Origin of the sequence: Acinetobacter sp. YH12097, from assembly GCF_013419225.1 — a bacterium.
In the GTDB taxonomy this organism is placed as follows: Bacteria; Pseudomonadota; Gammaproteobacteria; order Pseudomonadales; family Moraxellaceae; genus Acinetobacter; species Acinetobacter amyesii.
In genome coordinates, this window is record NZ_VPAN01000012.1 from 62,992 (window position 1) to 82,358 (window position 19,367).

Consider the following 19,367-nt stretch of genomic DNA (forward strand, 5'->3'; position numbering starts at 1 on the left):
TTAGTGATAATGGAATACTCCTAAATGTTTCAAGACATGTGAGCTTTACTAGTAAATGTTTATTTGCATACTGATCTAAATCATTGTGTTCTCAACTTTGAGTCGGTAAGTTCTAACGCATTCAAGGGCATCATGTTCAGACTGATTCTGTTTATAATAGTGCTTTATTTAGATTGCGGCATTTGAGGTTGAGAGCATGAGCACGGAATTAGAAATTATTGACTTAGTGGTAGGCGAAGGTAAAGAAGCGGTTAAAGGCGCTTTGATTACAACGCACTATACAGGCTGGTTAGAAGACGGTACTAAATTTGATTCATCACTGGATCGTGGTAATTATTTTGAAACAGTGATTGGTACAGGCCGTGTAATTAAAGGATGGGATCAGGGCATCATGGGGATGAAAGTCGGTGGTAAACGTAAGTTAATCGTGCCATCACATTTGGCTTATGGTGAACGTAAAATGGGTAATGTAATTCCTGCCAATTCAAATCTTATTTTTGAGATTGAATTGTATGATGTAAAAACTCGCGATTAATACAGCGACTGTTTTAGATCAGTGACATGGAAGTTATTGATCAATTTGATAAAATAGTAGTTGTTATTTTTGTCTTTTACCGTAGATTAGAATAATTGCTCGAGTATAAACGCAGGAATCAAAGCCGTTGTCTTTACAGTTGCCTTGCACCAGATTGTTCTGGGTTCTTACCTTTATTATTTTTACATTGGCATTCACTGTATCGACTGCTCAAGCACAGTATGAAACTGCTCCTAAATCGTTTTATTTAAAACATCAAAACGAAGTTAACCAAATCTACTTCACTGAAGACACCAGTAGCCTCTTACAAGGCAAATGGTTGTTTTATCCAAATCAATTTTTAACGTCTCCGAGTTCAGTTCTAGTCGGTCAAACGGTCTATCTTCCCGTATCATTTAAAGACATCACAGGGGATAGTAAAGGCTTTGGGACATTTACTGGACATTTCCAAATCCCCAAACAATTTATTGGCCGACGTATCGCGGTCTTGATTCCAAATCAGTACGGTGCGTATCGGGTATTTTTAAATGGTGATGTGATCGTTCGTTTGGGAGAAGTTGGGCGTACTGAAGCAGAACAAAAAACGGAGAATGCACCGCGAATTGCCTATTTTGTGGCACAAGATGAATATTTCACTTTAACCATTCAGGCTTCAAGTTTTAACAGTATGCATGGCGGGTTTGAAAACCCAATGCGTATTGGTATCGCCAAGACAGTAAACCGCCAATTCCAACAACAAATGATGAGTATTGGGATGGTGTCGGGCGCCGTCTTGGGTGTGGGACTATTTACGATCCTATTTTCTGTTTTCCGAGGTTTACGCGGTCGCAATAGCCGAAGTAACTTGGTGTTTGGCTTATTTATTGTCTTTTTAGCACTCCATAATTTATTTTCAGCACCTTATGCCTATACCACTTTTACCGATATCAATTGGTTGTGGGGCACGCGATTAGAATACTTATTTACCTATTTGGCATCGATTTTCTTTTTAAGTTATATCCACTTGCTCAGTCGTCGCTATTTATTTACCTTAAATTATCAGATCGCGATTTTGCTGTTGTCGTTGAATATTTCAGTGACTTTTGTTTCGACGCCTGAAATTTTTCAACCTTTGGCAACTTACAGTTTTGCCTATGTGATCGTTGTTCTAAGTAATTTTGCTTATGGTTTTTACGTAACACTGAAAAAGAAAGAACCGTATTCAAAATTAAATTTAATCGCGGTTATTTTCCTGTGCATTACCTTTTTAAACGACTTTTTGCTGATGATGAATTTGATTGATTCAGTCAATTTATCGTTCATTTCAACCAGTTTGTATGCCTTGTTGATCATGTTTCAGCAATCGCACCATTATGCACAGCAGTCTATGCATACCGAGCAGTTGAATAATAGTTTGCTTGAGCTAAACAGTTCACTCGATCAGAAAGTCAAAGAGCGCACCTTACAGCTCCATGAGCTGAATAAAAAGCTAGAGCTACAAATTCGTATTGATGCCTTAACGGGGGCATTCAACCGCCGTGCACTGAATGCTGAAATTCAACGCTTATATTCGGAAGTCCGTTTTCATAGCCATCGAACATTGGTCTTTGCCATGTTAGATGTCGATTATTTTAAAAATTATAATGACCACTATGGACATCTCAAAGGCGATGAGGTGTTACAGCAGATCGTGAAAACCATGCAAAACACTCTGCCAAGTTCAGCCTATGTGGCTCGCTACGGGGGAGAGGAGTTTGCCATATTGATGCATGATGTTCCGTATGCGATTGCCCAAGAGCAATTACAATTGGTACTCGAAGCCATGCGTAATGAACAGCTTGAACATGTTAATCGGGGTGATGACAAAAATTACGTCACACTGAGTTTGGGGATGGCATGGATGGATAAGCAGAATGACTTCGACAGTATCGAAGCCTTAATGAAGCATGCAGACCATTATTTATATATGGCCAAACAGGCAGGACGCGATCAACTTAAGCCTTGATACTCCGTTGTAAACGGTGAAAACTTTGCGGTGCTATCGCTAGTATCCTTTGCCAATACTTATTTAGATTGATCTCTTTTTAAATTCACCTATCATATTCATCCTATTTGAAAATCTATCTTTTTATGAGGTTTGCCTCTCTACTAACAGAGCTGTTTAACCAATTTGAGCGGAACATCGGTAGGCTCAAAATCCTGATGTGCGACAAAGCCATATTTTTGGTAAAAGGCGAGTGCCGTATGGGTACTTTCTAGACTGATCTCGGTAATATTCTTTTTCCGGACGCAGTGCATCATGTTTAATAATAACGCCTTACCAATGCCTTGGTACTGACGTTCAGGGCAAATATAGTTCAGTAAAATTTGTCCCTGATCACTGACTAAAATAAAGCCGACCACTCGATTGTCACTGACGTAGACCCAACTGTCGTTGTAAAGCATCCACATTAAAATATTTGATTGGTTTGCCTCCTCAAGCCAAGTTTGAATCACACTTTCATTACGTTGATGGTCCTGGATACATGAACGAATGCTGTTGTGAATCACGTGAATAATTTCGGGTATGTCCTGGATTTGTGCTTCGCGTATCATAATTTTTTCTTTTTATAAAAAACTCCAACAGCCTGCCATTTCAGAAGATATCGCCCTGTGCTTAAAGAGGCTTATTGTTGCGTTTTATGTTTTTTTGCTGCCATTGCGCTGTTGGGTTGGGTTTTTATTTCAAAATTGTTGCAAAATTTACAAATGTATATTTATAAATTAATCATTAAATATGGATAAATAACCACATAAATGCATCTAACTATACTGTTTTTAAAGTAATAATAGATCTTTTAGAAATGTATACATACTCAATGATTTCAGCAGGTGTAATAGTTTGAAATAAATTAGCAAAGAAAATAGGCCAAATTTCAGCTTTAAAATAATTTTGTATGAATTTTAAACGTTATTGTGCGTTATATTAGTCCATAAAAATATTCGATGATTCAAGATGTGCATGCGCGTCATCGGCAGTAGGTTGTTATTATGGTTAATTTTCTCATTGTGATATGTATTCTGATCGCGTTGTCTGCAGCGGGCATTGTGGTCAAAAAAATCCTAAAAACAGAAAAATATCGTCAAAAATATACGCGCTACCAAGCACCAGAAAAATCGAACAGTATCTCTTTAGCATCGAATGATGATGCTATACGCCAAGTCGATCAGGTCATTGAAGTTGATGAATATGAACAGCAACTTTTTGATGATATTGCGGAAATTTTCTTTCAACAACAATACAAATTAGATTCGCTACAGGCAGCCGAGCAGTTACAAGAAGTCTTTTTACGTCGCATGCCAGTGAATTGTAAAACTCAAATTCGCCAATTAGATTTGAATGAATGGTCGATTTATTGGAATTTTTACAATCAATCGCTCGAGTATTATTTAGGCCGATACGGTGAGTTTTATACACATGTCGACCGTTTTGGCGAAGAACATAAAATTGAATATCGCTATCAAGACTCCGCAAGTTGAAGCAAAATGCGATCTTGGACTAAATCGAGATAACTCAAATCATCGGTTATTCGGGCCATTAAAATTGCGCCTTCATAATCCGCCAAGCTGATTTTGGCAAGTTGCGCGGCATGTTCGATGCTCATGCATCGCTGAAAAAACACTTCAAAGGCGAGTTGCCACTCGTGAAAGATGGACTGTAATTTCGCAAAAATCTCGGTAGGCAAATGTTGACGTTCCATACTTAATATCCCGACTAAACAACCTAATCCACCTTGGCTAAAAAACTGGATGGCCAGTTGATGGATGTGCGGGTAAGTCTGTTGAGGTGATGCAGTGGATTGCTGTAATTGCTGAAAAATACTGTGCTTTAACTTCACGTGTGTCAGGTTTAAAATTTCCATCAGCAAAGCGTCTTTATTCGGATAGTCATAATAAAACGCAGCTTTTGAGAGTCCACAGGCTTCAGCCAATTTCCCCATGCTGCAGCCCATATAGCCATAGCGTTTAAAGGCGTGTGCTGACTGTAACAACAGATGTTCAGAGGTGTTTTTCCGTGGACGCATGTATCTCTCTATCCGAATAATTCAATGTGCAATGTATGAAGTAAATTGGTCTAGGCGACTAATAGCTCGTTAAACCTTCCAATCACTTCCTGCCATAAGGGTTCAGCACCTTTGCGGAAATATCCCATATGACCAATCTGTTTTAGACCATAATCTTGCGCTTCAATATTGATATAGTGCATTGACGCTTGCGCATAATGCTGCATAAAAGCGTGTCGTGAATTGGGTAATGCCCAGTCATCATCGAGTGCAGCGACCGCATAAATCGGCGTTTGAACAGCAGCATATTGTTGAGATAACTCACTCAGCTCAGGGTCGGCAAAGAAATAGGTTGGGTTTTTACACCAACGGCGCCATTGTTTATAGACATCGACAGGAAGGTCAGCGCCCATATTGAGTTTGCTCCAAGGCAAATACCCTTTGATGGCAACCATTGGCGGAAAAACGATATTCCACATCACATGAACCTTCATTTTTTCTTTAAAGGGCATATAGCCATGCCAACCTACGCCAGTGCCAAAACAATACATGGCACGTATCTGATCGTGATTTGAGGTGAGGCCTAATGCTTGACCGCCATAGGAGTGTCCCACTAGAAAAGTTTCCTGACCGTGTTGTTGCATATAAGCTATGGCACCAGAAAGGTCATAACGTCCCCAGTCGAGGTAGGACATTTTAAAGCCTTTGAGTTTTGGAGGAGCAGAACGTCCAATACCACGATAATCAAAAGTTAATACTTGATAACCGAGTCCTGCGGCATACTCGGCAAAACGACGGTAAAATTGTTGAGGTACACCTGTAGCACTTGAAATAATAATATTGGCCTTAGCGGCAGTATTAGGCCGATATTCAACGCCTGAAAGCGTATAACCATCGGTTGCAGGGAAACTCACGGGTGTACTATGTATTTCTTGCGCTGCTGGTTCTAAATCCGTTGACATAATTTTTCTCTTGATAGGCAGGACGTAAAGGGTTTACTCACTTTAAATAAAGGGTTATTTGCCCTGAAAATTGGCTGCGCGACGTTGTAGCATGGCCATCACACCTTCTTGTACATCTTGTGTTTTTAGTAGTGGTTGTAAGTGCTGATCCAATTGAGCAAAGGCAGCATCGGCTCCCAAATGCATCCCTTGCTGTACTGCAGCGAGTGTTGCCTGAACCGCCAGTGGTGCAGCCTGTGCAATTTGTTCTGCAAGTTCTATTGCACGAGATAAGGGCGCTTGGTCGGTGATTTCAGTCACCAAGTTCATGTCATATGCCGTTTGCGCATTGAAACGTTCACCTGTGAGTAAATAGCGCATGGCTTTATTCCAACCCGCTGCTTGCACAAAGCGAACTGTTGCGCCACCAAAGGGAAGAATGCCACGTTGCACTTCCATTTGAGCAAACTCCGTGTGACGCTGTGCGATCACGATATCGGCATTCAGCATGAGTTCAATACCCGCTGTAAAACAGAACCCTTGTACCGCGACCACAACTGGTTTTTTTCGTTGTCGTGAGTTGGTTCCCCACGGATTAATTTGCTGATCAGGAAAATTAAACAGCCCGCTGCCAAGTTTGGGTTGTAGTTCGACCAGATCTAGACCCGCAGTAAAATGATCGCCATGAGCAAAAATCACCGCACAGCGTAAATTTGGATCATCTTCATATTCAGTGAGCGCCAGTGAAAGGTCATGAATTAAATGACTGTCAAACGCATTTCGTTTATCTGCACGGTCCAAACCGATTAAATAAAGATGACCACGAATTTCTCGACTTACACGACCTTGTTGTTCTGACATTTGGATAATTCCTTCTGATTATTCTTTATGCATAGCTAAGTTTTTAAAAGATTGTTAGAAAACTGTCAAAACTGATGCGTTCAAAACATCAAAATCATCGTCTGGTGGATGAGTGGTTTGATTTAAAATTTACAGAGTTGATATGAAATAGTGTGTGATATAGCTTGCCTTTGGGCTGATTTTTTCCATAATAGCTGCAGCTTTTTTAAGGCCCAATCAACCATGTCGAACTTAGAAATATTTGCAGTTATTATTAGCTTAATCGGGGTGAGTTTAACCATTAAGCGAAATATGTGGTGTTGGTGGTTTAACTTTGCAGCTTTTTTGCTGTATGCCTACTTGTTTTATACCTACAAACTTTATGGCGAAACCATTTTGCAGTTTTTCTTTGTGGTGGTGAACTTCTACGGTTTTTATCACTGGTTGAAGGGCAAACAACAAGATCATGACATCCGTATTGAACCGATTGCGACCAAACTCGTGATCTTTCAAATGCTCTTAGCAGCGGTGGGCGGTTTGATTTTTGGTTTAAGTTTGCACTATTTTACCGATGCAGCCGTACCGATTTTGGATGCACAATTGGCCGCGTTTAGCTTACTCGCAACGTATTGGACCAGCCGGAAACATATTGCTACTTGGGTGCTTTGGGTATTTGTCGATATTATCTATGTGGGTATGTTTATATACAAAGACCTGTATCTCACTGCGGCGTTGTATGCTGGTTTTGTGGGCTTGGCGGCATTTGGTTGGTGGCAATGGACACAAGTCAAAAATAAACAGCAGCAACAGGCGATGAAAGCTTTATAAGGATCATTGGGTGATGGCAAAGCTACTTTTAATAGCCGATTCCGAACCCGATGAATAAGTAAAGAGCGTGCAGAGTCATGATTATCGACTTTCAACTTGAGCAGCAACTGCGTTTTGATCGACAAGCTGGGTTTCTATTGCAGCAAAAAGCGAGCTTTTTTCAGTTTGAACAAATAGCAGATGTGTATAACGCTGAATGGCTCAATGCATTTCCACAAGGCACGCAATGTAGCATCAGCGGTTTGGATGATGGTGCAGATGAATACGGCATCCAAATCAGTTACAAACACCAAAGTATCTTGATTGATTATTCACAAGTAATCAAATTGGTACACCGTGATCGGGATGGTGTGGTGCATAGCATGCTTTTAAATTAATAAAATTTTTAAAATCAGCTCTTTAAAGATTCGTTTTAAAAAAGAAAAAAATAAGCGTAAGAAGAAATGAAAAGATATGGAACGTTATTAAAGCAATGACGCAACTTGACCCAAAAGATTCAACATTTAAAATTTTTAATCAGCTATGTTTCGAACTTTTTCATGATTATGGCTCGCACTGCACGTCTTTTGAACCAAGCGCTTTGATAAGTGCAAAACCAATGCAACAGCTGCCTGAACAAGCCAGCTTTGATATTGTAAGCCTCGACTTCGGTCATTGGTACGCAAAGTTGTCCTATGCAGGGATGTATTTAAAAATCGATGCGGGCTGGGAATTTCAGCTCGAGTTTAAAGATCAGCATGGGCAAATCTATTAAAAAGTCCTTTAAGGCAGAGTCCAATGAGTTGCAGTATGGCAATTCTGTTTTTTCAGCTTGGTTTCAGGTCAATGACAGCCATAACGCTTTTCGATTTAATTAAAAGCACAGTTTTAGCAACTGTAGACTGGGCGAAATAAAACAATAAAACCAATATTGACCTGAAGGATTACGAGAATGGCACATCAATTTACCGTCAATGCCACTATTCATGGCGTTTCAATTGAAGATTTTAAACGACTAGCCGCAGATATCAGCTTGCATGAAGCGGTGTGCAAACGCATACCGGGTGAAAATCTAGAAATTTTAGAATCAAAAAAAACAGGCGATATGTATACCTTAAAACGTGCATATAACCTTGATGTAAATATTCCAGATATTGCCAAGAAGTTTTTAAAAGATGCGTTTCGTCTGAAACGTACGGATATTAGTAATTTGGCGGCGTTAACATCAGATGTCAAACTTGATCCGAACTTACCGCTCGAAGCAAGTTGCAAACGAAGTGTCAGTGGTGATGCGACACAAGTCAGTTTTAATTTGGATTGGACGGTGAAAGTCAAAGTTCCACTGATTGGTGGATTACTAGAAAAACATGCAGAAGGTGAAATTCGTCGTTTTAGTCAGCTCGAGATTGAAATTGTAGAAGATGAATTACGTAAAAATTTAAAAGCCTGAATCGACTTGAAAGCGAGTTTAAAAAAGCGGTCATTGACCGCTTTTTTTATTTTTAGTGAGATGTTTTTTCAAAGCGTTGACGATAGAGCATCGCAGTAAAGAAGGTCACCAAACAGACGGTCCAAATATAATACATAGCGCCAATGTTGCTGTATAAACTCAACCATTGAACCAATGGCAAGGTGATACCACCCGCGATGGCATAAGCCAAATTGTATGAAAATGAAATGCCCGAGAAACGAATCTGTGCAGGGAACATTTTCACCATACTATAAGACACCATGCCGACCGTACCTGATGCCAAACCGAGCAGCATATAGAGCGTAAACACGGTCGATGCTGCCACATGGCCCAAGCTGTTATAGAACACGCCCGCGATTATCGCGACAAGGAGGGAACCGAACAGCATCACTTTGCCCGCACCGAAGCGATCTGCCAAAAGACCTGCCAAGATACAACCGACCATTTGCATCACAATAGCGGCACTTTGCATTTTAAAGGCATCTGCACGTTCAAAACCAAAGGCGCCTGTGAGTAAATTTGGCATCGCTAAAATCAGCACAACAACACAGCCAGTTAAGAACCATGTAAACAACATACCAATCACAACGCCTGTTTTGTGCTGTTGTAGCACTTGTTTCACTGGAAGCTCTTTAGCCAATTGTTTCTTTTCTTGCATGGCTTTAAATACAGGCGTTTCTTTTAAATAACTGCGGAGATAGAGCGCAACAAAACCAAAGATCCCGCCTAGAATAAATGGAATCCGCCATGCCCAGTCATGGATTTCTGACTCTGTAAATTGTAATGAAATAAACAAAGACATCAGTGCGCCCAATAGGATACCCAAAGATAAGCCGGCAGTGAGTAGGCCGTTGGCGATCCCAATTTTTTGCTCTGGCACATGCTCTGAAACAAAAGTCCATGCCGCAGGGATTTCACCACCAATCGCGATGCCTTGAATCACGCGCATCAGTAGGAGCAGGAGTGGTGCTGCATAGCCAATACTTTCAAAAGTTGGCATCACACCGATCATCAGTGTAGGCAGAGCCATGAGTAAAATAGACAAACTAAATAAACGCTTACGACCAATCAAATCGCCAAAATGGGCCATCACCACTCCACCCAGTGGGCGGAAAAAATATCCGGCTGCAAAAATACCATAGGTATTCAGCATCGCCCAAAATGGACTGAGTCCAGTGGGGAAAAACAGTTCCGAAATAATTTTGGCGTAAAACACATAAATGACAAAGTCATAAAACTCGAGTGCGCCACCGAGTGATGACAGTCCGAGGGTACGTTTATCTTGACGAGTCAGGCGTGGCTGAGCTTCCATGCACATATTTTCCAGCAGCAAATAGCATTTGACGAGTTTAGTGATTCAATTTTTTATTGAATAATCAAACTTTGTTGCCTTATTAAAAACTTATAGTTATGAAAATATCATTAATTAAGAACAAAATAATATAGATAAAGTCGTATTAACTAAAAGAATGATTGGTAATAGATAATGGCACACCTTGATGTATAAATGATAAATATCAATAGCATAGGGTGGTGTGATCTGTCATTTTACTTTGTTCTCTATATAAACCATAAAAGATTCAAAGCCATAGCATGCTGTTGTTTTATACTCAGAACCGATAATTATACATATCGCGTGGTTGTTTTTTTTTAAATAACTGATGTTACGCAGTAACATCAGAAGCGTAATTTGATTCAAATGAAAGAATGATAAGCGGTAACGTCATCCGCAAGTGTTTGAGACAGGACTCCTTCTAATCAAAAATGTTTTTGCGATACTTTGAATAATTTGATACTAGTGAACGAGTTTTGTCGGTGAGGTGCATTGCACCGCAAGATGGTTTCCTTGCGAAGCTTTGCTTCTCATTTTGCCGAATGAGAAACAACGTTTCGTAAGAGTACCTCCAGCCGAAGGCTAATCCCTTTATTTAAATCCTAGATGTAAGACTTCGTCGAATAAACTTAAATATCATTTTAAAAATGCGTAATTACTTTTACGTGCGTAACATCAGTTAAATAATTTAAGCTTGCTAGACGTAAAAAAGGATAAATACATGAGTCATATTGCTGCTGTTGCACAACGTGGTGAAGCAATTTTGACGCTCACTGCCGCAGAGGTACAAGCGTCTGAAATAGGTTCTGCATGGTTAACTGCACTAAGTGAAACACTTTATGCCACCATGCTTGAACGTCAAGGTGTAGGTATTGCCGCACCGCAAATTTATGTTTCTAAGCGGCTGATTATCGTGGCTTCACGTCCAAATTTACGCTATCCAGATGCGCCTGAAATGGAGGCGATTGTCATGGTGAATCCAGTGATTACATCTCAATCGACAACGACTGTATTGGGTGAAGAAGGCTGCTTAAGTGTGCCGAATGCACGAGGACAAGTCCCGAGAGCTGAACAAATTCACGTGCGATATTTGACCCTTCAAGGTGAAGTCAAAGAGAACACCCTGAATGGCTTTCCCGCACGGATCGTACAACATGAGGTCGATCATCTGAATGGGATCTTATTCACCGAGCGTTTAGAATAATCAACCGTACTATTTCAAAAAAATAAAAGTGACCAATTGAGCTAAAAAAATAGCGGAAAAGTAGGGTCTGTTGACATTTGTTGATTAAAAAAATAGCGAGATAGTAAAATTAAATCGCCAAAATGCGCCATCACCACACCACCCAATGGGCGGAAAAAATATCCGGCTGCAAAAATACCGTAAGTATTCAGCATCGCCCAAAATGGACTGAGTCCAGTGGGGAAAAACAGTTCCGAAATAATTTTGGCGTAGAACACATAAATGACAAAGTCATAAAACTCAAGTGCGCCACCGAGGGATGACAGTCCGAGGGTGCGTTTATCTTGACGAGTCAGGCGTGGCTGAGCTTCCATGCAAATATTTTCCAGCAGCAAATAGCATTTGACGATTTTAGTGATTCAATTTTTTATTGAATAATCAAACTTTGTTGCCTTATTAAAAACTTATAGTTATGAAAATATTATTAATTAAGAAAAAAATAATATAGATAAAGTCGCATTAACTTAAAGAATGATTGGTAATAGATAATGGCGTAACTTGATGTATAAATGATAAATATCAATGGTATAGGGTAGTATGATCTACTATTTTACTTTGTGCTCTATATAAACCACAAAAGATTCAAAGCCATAGCATGCTGTTGTTTTATACTCAGAACCGATAATAATGCATATTGCATGGTTGTTTTTTTTAAATAACTGATATTACGCAGTAACATCAGAAGCGTTATTTGATTTAAATAAATGAACGATACGCGCTAAGGTCATCCGCAAGTGTTTGAGACAGGACTCCTTCTAATCAAAAAAGTTTTTGCGATACTTTGAACAATTTGATACTAGTGAACGAGTTTTGTCGGTGAGGTGCATTGCACCGCAAGATGGTTTCCTTGCGAAGCTTTGCTTCTCATTTTGCCTAATGAGAAACATTGTTTCGTAAGAGTACCTCCAGCCGAAGGCTAATCCCTTTATTTAAATCCTAGATGTAAGACTTCGTCGAATAAACTTAAATATCATTTTAAAAATGCGTAATTACTTTTACGTGCGTAACATCAGTTAAATAATTTAAGCTTGCTAGACTTAAAAAAGGATAAATACATGAGTCATATTGCTGCTGTTGCACAACGTGGTGAAGCAATTTTGACGCTCACTGCCGCAGAGGTGCAAGCATCTGAAATAGGTTCTGCATGGTTAACTGCACTAAGTGAAACACTTCATGCCACTATGCTTGAGCGTCAAGGCGTAGGCATTGCCGCACCGCAAATTTATGTTTCTAAGCGGGTAATTATCGTGGCTTCACGTGCAAATTTACGCTATCCCGATGCGCCTGAAATGGAGGCGATCGTGATGGTCAATCCAGTGATTACATCTCGATCTACGACCACGGTTTTGGGTGAAGAAGGCTGCTTAAGTGTGCCGAATGCACGAGGACAAGTCCCGAGAGCCGAGCAAATTCACGTGCGATATTTGACCCTTCAAGGTGAAGTCAAAGAGAAAACCTTGAATGGCTTTCCCGCACGGATCGTACAACATGAGGTCGATCATCTGAACGGGATCTTATTCACCGAGCGTTTAGAATAAAAACCGTGCTATTCCAAAAATATAAAAGTGACCAATTGAGCTAAAAAAATAGCGGAAAAGTAATTTGAATAGTGGTGCAAGTGAAGTTTAAAGGCTTCAAAGATTGCATGCTTAACTGTGAAAATAGACTTTCTTTTTGAAGCTAAAACCTTGTATAACTAGCGAAATAATAAAATAAAAAAGTAGATTAATGGGGAAAAATTGGGGCAATGCTGTCTGTACGAAATGGGGCGTACAATGGCGTAAATTGAAGCATCTTTTGTTTGAGTCAGACTATCTCATCATCAATTGGTCTGACTACGATAAAGGGCGTTTACTTCTCATCTTTGGCATGCTGAGTCAAGTTAGCGTGTTGAAGTGGTGCATCATGAATTTTTATTATTCGACCAATCGGATTTGGTTTAATCCGAGTGAACTCAAGTTCAGGATCATCGTCGCTTGTATAGTCCTACTCAGTTATGGCGTATTGGCAGTACTCAGTCTTTATTTCAAAAAATATTTAAATTTTAGACTGTTTTTTAGCTATTTTGCGCCCGTCCTGTTTGGGATCGGCATGATCTATGGTGGCTATATGATCGGGATCTATAGTCCTGCCACTATGGCGGGGACGGTCAATCTGCTGATGGTCGGTTTGGTTTTTTATCGTCCTGCGATTATGCTCAGTATTACATTTCCGATCACACTGTTTATTGGCTACATTTGCTATCAAACTTCGATTGACCATCTAGAATATGCACCGATTTTCAGCCCAGCTTTAAAACAGAGTGAGTTTTACGACAACGCCTTTTGGCTCATGAGTATGGCGGAGTTGTATTTGCCCATATTGATCGTCAGTGCAGTATTTTTTCAGATTTTGCTTTTACAGTGGCGACACCGTGAACAAAAGATGGAAGTCCTCAGCCGTGTTGATGGGCTGACCAATGTGTTTAACCGTCGTTATGTCAGTCATGAACTTGATAGGCTCAGTAAACAGATACGGCCTGAATTTGCAGTCGTTTTGCTTGATCTCGACCATTTTAAACTGATCAATGACCAATATGGACATGATGCAGGAGATGCCGTTTTACAACGTGTTGCTCAAATTTTAAATGACAATACTCGTGTACAAGATGTGGTTGGACGTTATGGCGGTGAAGAATTCATTTTAATTTTAAAAAATCAGAGTTTAGAGCAGGCGATAGAGGTCGCTGAACGCTGTCGATTGGCTATTTCTGAAGCTGAAACCATGATAGCCAACCGTCAAATGTTGAAGATTAGTGCAAGTTTCGGTGTGGCAACTGCGATTGAGGGGACACCGTCTGCTGTGGTCACGCGTATGGCCGATCAAGCGCTGTACATGGCAAAGCAACAAGGTCGTAACCAAGTACGCAGCTTTCGTGAGTTAAACTTGGCAGAAGATTAAATAATTTAAACGATAGTTATGCAGCAATTACAATTTCAGCTCGGATTAGCGCAGCTCGACTTTCAGACCGAGCAAAAGAATATTCATTTTGATCATGGCTTAGCGGCGTGGGTACAAAAATGTGTTCAACAGCGCTTCATCTGTAATGAGGCAGCGACTATTGCAGAATGAACCTGTCGCGAATAACCATATTGTTTTAGATCTGACTAATATTTCTTTGATACACGATGTTGGTGTCCGAATGTTGTTTGAAGGTGTAGATCGTTTAATTGCGGATGGTCATCGCGTGGTAGTGATCGACTCAGAGCATCTCTTGGAACAAAGTCGAAGTCATGCAGGGCATGAGGTGGTGGTTCGAGAAGAGTTGAGTCAATATTTACAACGGTTTGATGGTTAATTGATAAAAATCCATTGTTGATTTAGGCAAAGGGCCCATAAGTTTAATGCTTAGATCGGCTATAATTTTCTTTTTGTGTTAAATTTGCTTATGTCTTTTGAGTTAAAAGTCAGTTTACTCCCGAGTGTTGAAGCTTTATCGCCACAGCATAAAAAGCTGAATAAACTGATTGAGCAAATCGAACAGCAAAAGCTGGATTTAGATCTTTGGCAAAATGCCAAAAGTGAGATTCAGAGTTATATTCAGTTAAAACTTGTACCGATCTATCGTGATTTGCATGCGGTGTACTACCGTCAACTAACTCAGCTTTGGCAACATCTACAGCAAGAAGACTTAGCCAAAGCAGATTTAGCACAGCTCGATGTGAAGCTTGCGAAACTGGCAAAGCAGCTGAAAAAATCTAATTATTTAAATACTGCTGAACTTGAAAAAGTCTCGGAGGTCGATGCTTTTTATCAGCAGTATCATGCACATAATCAAAAGCCGAATAAAAAAGCCAAGTTAGCCCAAACTGAACAGAGCATAGTAAAAGGTTATGTTGATATAGAACAAGAAACGACAGAAGAATATGAGTCATATGAAGAGTGGGACAGCGAACAATATCAACGTGAGAAAGAAGAGCACCAGCGTAAACGCCTAGCACAAAAGCGTGAGCAAGCTGAAAAGTTAGTGAACCAATCGCTTAAAACTGTGTATTTAAAAATCACCGCCATGATTCACCCTGACCGTGAACCTGATGAAACTAAAAAAGCTGAAAAAACTGAATTGCTGCAAGTGGTGAACCAAGCCCATGAAGCACAGGATTTGTTTTATTTACTAAAGCTGCAACTACAGCTTGAAACCAATAAAGGCAAAAGCCCTAAAGCTTTAACGGATGAACATTTAAAGTTTTATAAAATGGCGCTTGAGGCTCAAAGCCAACGTCTAGCCAGTCAGATTGATGACATCACGGATAGTTTTCACTGGAGTGAAAAAACCAAGCCGAAAAATATGCAGGTGAAAGATGTGTATAAGGTGATTGATGGTGATGTTTCAGTGTTGAAAGAACAAGTGAAGTGGGAAAAAGAACGACTGAAATATATGGAGAAGGTGAAGGGGTTGGAGGTATTGTTGGAGAATGGGGTGCTTTGATACTTTTTTCATTAAAAGCATGTTTCCCTAACCCTCACTTGCGCTTCGTTTTAAAGCAGTGCTTTAAAACTCGCTCAGGAGAGGGAGCTGCATCTAATTAAATACCGTCAATTGGCTTAATAATGAATATTCCCTCTCCTTGTAGGAGAGGGCTAGGGAGAGGTTATAAAATTTGATAATCTAAATAAAATAATAAAAAGCAAAATGCAATGAACAATAAACTCGACCCCCAACTATTAATATTCGCCAAATCCATGCGGCACACTGCTGAAAACTTCATGTGGCAAATACTCCGTGCCAAGCGTTTTATGAATCTTAAATTTCGTCGTCAGCATGTGATCAAACCGTATATCGTAGATTTTTTACTGTCATGAACTTGGTTTAGTCATCGAGTTAGATGGCAGTCAGCATGGAATGGATGATGCCATTGAGTATGATGCTGAACGCACGAAGTTTTTAGAGGCTTTGGGTTTAACGGTTGTGCGGTATTGGAATCATGATGTGTTGGGGCGGACGGATGTGGTGTTGGAGGATTTGTGGCAGAGGTGTGCTGAATTAAAAAATACCTCTCCCTAACCCTCACTTGCGCTTCGTTTTAAAGCAGTGCTTTAAAACTTGCTCAGGAGAGGGAACTCCCTTGTGAAATTTATACAGGCATTAAATCAAATGACGCTCCCTCTCCCTATGGGCATAGGTATCTACACATCTTTTAGGTACCTATGGCAATTGCAGCGATTTCATTTAATTCTTCTATGGAATATTCTGAAAGCAATTGTAACGTATTTAGTAAAATCGAAAGCCCTGACAATATGGCAGGAGCACTTTCAAGATGACCTCTCTTTTGTTGTCTGCCTGATAGACGGGTGAGAAACGCACGTACTTTTTGGTTCTGCTCATCTGTACAGCGTTGCACCCTCCAAGTCAGCACACAAGCCATACAACTGATCAGTAATCGTCTTAAAATTGCTTCAGGTGTGGTTTGAAGCCAAGATTCAATATCATGTCCTGCTTGTTTAAGCAGTTTGAAATAACATTCAATTGACCATCGCCAGTAATACCAAGTTGTTAGTTCTCTGGCATCAATTTCAGGAGAAACATTACTGATCAATGACCATCTTGCAATCGTTTTGTCCTCACTATCCTTAACCACTGCAATAATGAGCCTAGCTGCAATTGCCTCACCTTGCTGAGGAGCAACCCTTTTACCTGTATGATCTTTTCTTTTGGGTTTGGCTGCACGGGTCAAGCGTATATCGGTTTCTCCAACATGAAGCAGATGTTGCCTACCCTTATAGGCAACGGGCTTCACTTGCTGTGTTTCTAGCTGTTCCGCCACTTCTCCAACTTTAAAAATTTCACCCTGATATTCAATCCGATTACCTTCTTTTGCCCGAATTAACCATTGAAAATCATTGCTGCTAAGCTCTCTTAAGTGGGCAATAGAGTCACCTTCACGATCAATAATATGAACACAGGTTTTCTCAATGGGAAACTGTTCAATTTTTTGAATTTGTTCAGCAAGAGAATCCAAATGTGTTTGACGCTCGGTGTGCTGTTCATTGAATGTTGAATAACAACCCGAAGCATCTGAAAGTGTTTGAGCTAAAGGTGCAATGGGAAGTCCTGAAGCTGCATCGACAAGTAAACTGGTTTGTAATTCATAGCCCGAATCGTACTGATGCGTTCTTTGTAATTTTTGAGTTTTATTGCGATGTGTGACGTATTGTAGTTGTGACCAATCATGAACGACTAAAGCATAGCGGTGCTGTGATGTCTTGATTTGTTCACAAGCAAGTTGATGAATAGGTTCATTTAATTGTTTAAATGTGATTTTTTCATTGTTCAAGAATCGCCAAACGGCTTGTGTGGTTGCGAAACTAGTTTTTTGTGCAGAAGCAATATCTTTGATTGCGGGAGCAAGAGAGGCAACAGGATTCATATTGAGCTTTACAAGACTGTTATAGCGTTTAACTAGCCGCTGATCTAAGCCTTTGATGTTAAATTGAAGAGCATGCTCTTCAATTTAACGTAAAGCACAGGAATTGTGTAGATACCTATGCCCTATGGGAGAGGGCTGGGGTGAGGGCTTTAAAAGACATTGCCTACAATTTTTGATAAATCTACATCACGAGTGATATACCATTTCCAAAATGCAGAGAAAGGAAATTCAGGGTCACACATAGCCTTTAACTTTTCTATTCTCAGATTTTTTTCAGATGTTGTTAATATTAAACTATCATCTAGAAGCTCATCTTTAATCATCAAAAGCTTAGTTTGATATCTCTGAATTTGCTTTATCAATGTATGTCTACTTATACCTTTTAGAGCTGTATTCGTATCATTAAAACATTGGTCTAGAAGGCGAATTGTTGACTCAATTTCATGGTTACTTCCTAAATTTCCAACCTTTACAATTACTTTGTGGTCATCATTATTGACAATTGGGCAGTGTAATTCGATAGCTTGAGCTACATCTAAAGCTTGGCAACAATCCAAAATATTCTTGTGTATATTGGCTTTAATTCCATTACATCTAACGCATGCGTAGAATAAATTAGCCCAGTCATATTTTTTGACAGGGTCACCTTCATGTGGATCACGGTGCTCAATATTTACGTCGGGAAATCCTTTTCTTTCGCATAGATAGCATTTAGAGAAGAATATATCTTGTAGTACTTCAACTACATCAGATGCACGATAATCCTTAGTAGATGTGGTTAAGCTTTTAGGGAAAGTAGGTGGTCTTGCAACTGAAAACATGAATTAATTACCCTCATGTTTCAATTTTGTAAGCTTATTTTTTGCTACCATGTATTGGAGTTGTAGTTCAACAGATAACTTCTCAAAATCTTTGTTTAATTTGTCTAATAAGTTTTGAACTTCATTCAAGTTTTCTATCGATTCTTTTTCTTCAATAAATTTTAAAAGCTGATCAGAGAGAATTTTTAGATTGTCATTTTCATTTTTTACATGAAATAACTCTTTGATTATTGACTCATGTGAATAACGACTTAAATCTTCTTCAAAAAATTCACCACTGGAAATGTCATATATAACAGTATCATTATCTGTTGAGGTAATAACAAAAGGAGAATGTGTACTTACAATGAATTGCAACTTAGGAAAAGATCGCGTGAAGAAAGGAAAAATTAATTTTTGTAAAGATATATGAAGATGTGCATCAATTTCATCAATTAATACAATTCCTTCGAGCTCAGAGGGAGGAATATTAAAAAATTCAGTACGTATTAAAAGATCTGAATAAATGTTGAAGATTGCTTGATATCCTGAAGATAAGTCTTGAAAGCTAAATTTTTGAGAGTCTTTAACAATATAGTATTTATTTTCAGTGTCGTTTATTTCGAAGAGTAAATGAGTTGATTCATTCTCAAATAGAAATTTTAAATTTTCATCAAAACTTTCAAACCAATTGGTATACTTTTCAAATAAAGAAGAGTCTTTTTTGTGTGTTAATGATAAAGATTGGTTTACTGTAATATTATATAAATGTTGTTCTAGTTTATTTCCAATATTGGAAGAAAAATTATTTTGAGCATCACTAATTTCGGTGCTGATTGAATGATGTGTGCTGAAAAAACAGGAGGTTTTAACTTGGTAAACTAAACACACTCATCAGGAGTTTACCATGAGCAAGAAACACAAGACTTACACCACAGAATTTAAAGCTGAAGCCATCAAATTAATTG

General features: G+C 39.3%; 21 protein-coding genes and 2 pseudogenes. 14 read left to right on the plus strand and 9 right to left on the minus strand.

The features are described from left to right. The first annotated feature begins 196 nt into the window (after positions 1-196). Positions 197-535, plus strand: coding sequence for an FKBP-type peptidyl-prolyl cis-trans isomerase (locus FTU37_RS07460; RefSeq protein ID WP_078191421.1), 339 nt, complete (start codon positions 197-199; stop codon positions 533-535). A 187-nt stretch (positions 536-722) separates the two neighbouring features. Then, on the plus strand, positions 723-2,519 hold the full coding sequence (locus FTU37_RS07465) for a diguanylate cyclase domain-containing protein (RefSeq protein ID WP_180124102.1): 1,797 nt from the start codon (positions 723-725) through the stop codon (positions 2,517-2,519). Positions 2,520-2,662: 143 nt separating this feature from the next. On the opposite strand, the gene FTU37_RS07470 is transcribed toward FTU37_RS07465, so the two are convergent. Further along, positions 2,663-3,109 (minus strand): GNAT family N-acetyltransferase, encoded by a 447-nt coding sequence (locus FTU37_RS07470; RefSeq protein WP_180021235.1) that lies wholly within the window; start codon positions 3,107-3,109, stop codon positions 2,663-2,665. A gap of 435 nt (positions 3,110-3,544) precedes the next feature. Here FTU37_RS07470 and FTU37_RS07475 point away from each other — a divergent pair, with 435 nt between their 5' ends. Next, on the plus strand, positions 3,545-4,033 hold the full coding sequence (locus FTU37_RS07475) for a hypothetical protein (protein WP_168379275.1): 489 nt from the start codon (positions 3,545-3,547) through the stop codon (positions 4,031-4,033). On the opposite strand, the gene FTU37_RS07480 is transcribed toward FTU37_RS07475, so the two are convergent. From FTU37_RS07480 to FTU37_RS07490, 3 genes are read right to left on the minus strand one after another with little or no spacing between them, the layout of a single operon-like run. After that, a complete protein-coding gene (locus FTU37_RS07480) occupies positions 4,015-4,578 on the minus strand; it encodes a TetR/AcrR family transcriptional regulator (protein ID WP_180007549.1) in 564 nt (187 codons plus the stop codon). The two genes, FTU37_RS07475 and FTU37_RS07480, sit on opposite strands and share 19 nt — an antisense overlap. A 50-nt stretch (positions 4,579-4,628) precedes the next feature. Further along, positions 4,629-5,519, minus strand: coding sequence for an alpha/beta fold hydrolase (locus tag FTU37_RS07485; protein WP_180124093.1), 891 nt, complete (start codon positions 5,517-5,519; stop codon positions 4,629-4,631). A gap of 54 nt (positions 5,520-5,573) precedes the next feature. Beyond that, positions 5,574-6,359, minus strand: coding sequence for a crotonase/enoyl-CoA hydratase family protein (locus tag FTU37_RS07490; protein ID WP_180124094.1), 786 nt, complete (start codon positions 6,357-6,359; stop codon positions 5,574-5,576). A gap of 222 nt (positions 6,360-6,581) precedes the next feature. On the opposite strand from FTU37_RS07490, the gene pnuC reads away from it, so the two are divergent. The 4 genes from pnuC to FTU37_RS07510 all read left to right on the plus strand — a co-directional run bounded on the left by pnuC (position 6,582) and on the right by FTU37_RS07510 (position 8,595). Beyond that, a complete protein-coding gene (gene pnuC / locus FTU37_RS07495) occupies positions 6,582-7,166 on the plus strand; it encodes a nicotinamide riboside transporter PnuC (RefSeq protein ID WP_180005315.1) in 585 nt (194 codons plus the stop codon). Positions 7,167-7,243: 77 nt separating this feature from the next. Beyond that, on the plus strand, positions 7,244-7,543 hold the full coding sequence (locus FTU37_RS07500) for a hypothetical protein (protein ID WP_180005316.1): 300 nt from the start codon (positions 7,244-7,246) through the stop codon (positions 7,541-7,543). Positions 7,544-7,764: 221 nt separating this feature from the next. Then, on the plus strand, positions 7,765-7,920 hold the full coding sequence (locus tag FTU37_RS07505; protein WP_180005317.1) for a hypothetical protein: 156 nt from the start codon (positions 7,765-7,767) through the stop codon (positions 7,918-7,920). A 177-nt stretch (positions 7,921-8,097) separates the two neighbouring features. After that, entirely contained in the window at positions 8,098-8,595 is a 498-nt protein-coding gene (locus FTU37_RS07510; protein WP_180005318.1) for a DUF2505 family protein, read from the plus strand. Between the two features lie 52 nt (positions 8,596-8,647). Here FTU37_RS07510 and FTU37_RS07515 read toward each other — a convergent pair whose 3' ends face one another. Then, a complete protein-coding gene (locus FTU37_RS07515) occupies positions 8,648-9,928 on the minus strand; it encodes an MFS transporter (RefSeq protein WP_180124095.1) in 1,281 nt (426 codons plus the stop codon). Positions 9,929-10,670: 742 nt separating this feature from the next. Between FTU37_RS07515 and def (FTU37_RS07520) the strand changes: the two genes are divergently transcribed. Beyond that, a complete protein-coding gene (def, locus tag FTU37_RS07520) occupies positions 10,671-11,153 on the plus strand; it encodes a peptide deformylase (protein WP_180124096.1) in 483 nt (160 codons plus the stop codon). An 89-nt stretch (positions 11,154-11,242) separates the two neighbouring features. Here def (FTU37_RS07520) and FTU37_RS07525 read toward each other — a convergent pair. Beyond that, positions 11,243-11,506, minus strand: a pseudogene (locus FTU37_RS07525) (MFS transporter); the annotation flags it as partial. A 741-nt stretch (positions 11,507-12,247) separates the two neighbouring features. Here FTU37_RS07525 and def (FTU37_RS07530) point away from each other — a divergent pair. From def (FTU37_RS07530) to FTU37_RS07555, 6 genes and pseudogenes are all read left to right on the plus strand, one after another. Continuing rightward, positions 12,248-12,730 (plus strand): peptide deformylase, encoded by a 483-nt coding sequence (def, locus tag FTU37_RS07530; RefSeq protein ID WP_180025816.1) that lies wholly within the window; start codon positions 12,248-12,250, stop codon positions 12,728-12,730. A 190-nt stretch (positions 12,731-12,920) separates the two neighbouring features. Then, complete coding sequence (locus tag FTU37_RS07535; RefSeq protein WP_180124097.1) at positions 12,921-14,132, plus strand: GGDEF domain-containing protein; 1,212 nt, start codon at positions 12,921-12,923, stop codon at positions 14,130-14,132. 18 nt (positions 14,133-14,150) lie between these two features. After that, a complete protein-coding gene (locus tag FTU37_RS07540; protein ID WP_180124098.1) occupies positions 14,151-14,303 on the plus strand; it encodes a hypothetical protein in 153 nt (50 codons plus the stop codon). After that, positions 14,293-14,529: a hypothetical protein gene (locus FTU37_RS07545; RefSeq protein WP_180124099.1), complete on the plus strand. Its 237-nt coding sequence runs from the start codon at positions 14,293-14,295 to the stop codon at positions 14,527-14,529. Before FTU37_RS07540 ends, FTU37_RS07545 begins: the two co-directional genes overlap by 11 nt. A 90-nt stretch (positions 14,530-14,619) precedes the next feature. Then, on the plus strand, positions 14,620-15,660 hold the full coding sequence (locus FTU37_RS07550) for a molecular chaperone DnaJ (protein WP_180124100.1): 1,041 nt from the start codon (positions 14,620-14,622) through the stop codon (positions 15,658-15,660). 209 nt (positions 15,661-15,869) lie between these two features. Next, positions 15,870-16,236 (plus strand): annotated as a pseudogene (locus FTU37_RS07555) (endonuclease domain-containing protein). Between the two features lie 133 nt (positions 16,237-16,369). Here FTU37_RS07555 and FTU37_RS07560 read toward each other — a convergent pair. The 3 genes from FTU37_RS07560 to FTU37_RS07570 form a co-directional block, all read right to left on the minus strand. Then, positions 16,370-17,599, minus strand: coding sequence for a transposase (locus FTU37_RS07560; RefSeq protein ID WP_180124101.1), 1,230 nt, complete (start codon positions 17,597-17,599; stop codon positions 16,370-16,372). Positions 17,600-17,748: 149 nt separating this feature from the next. Next, positions 17,749-18,420, minus strand: coding sequence for an HNH endonuclease (locus FTU37_RS07565; protein ID WP_179997719.1), 672 nt, complete (start codon positions 18,418-18,420; stop codon positions 17,749-17,751). 3 nt (positions 18,421-18,423) lie between these two features. Next, complete coding sequence (locus FTU37_RS07570) at positions 18,424-19,290, minus strand: AAA family ATPase (protein ID WP_373686295.1); 867 nt, start codon at positions 19,288-19,290, stop codon at positions 18,424-18,426. Positions 19,291-19,367: the final 77 nt, after the last annotated feature.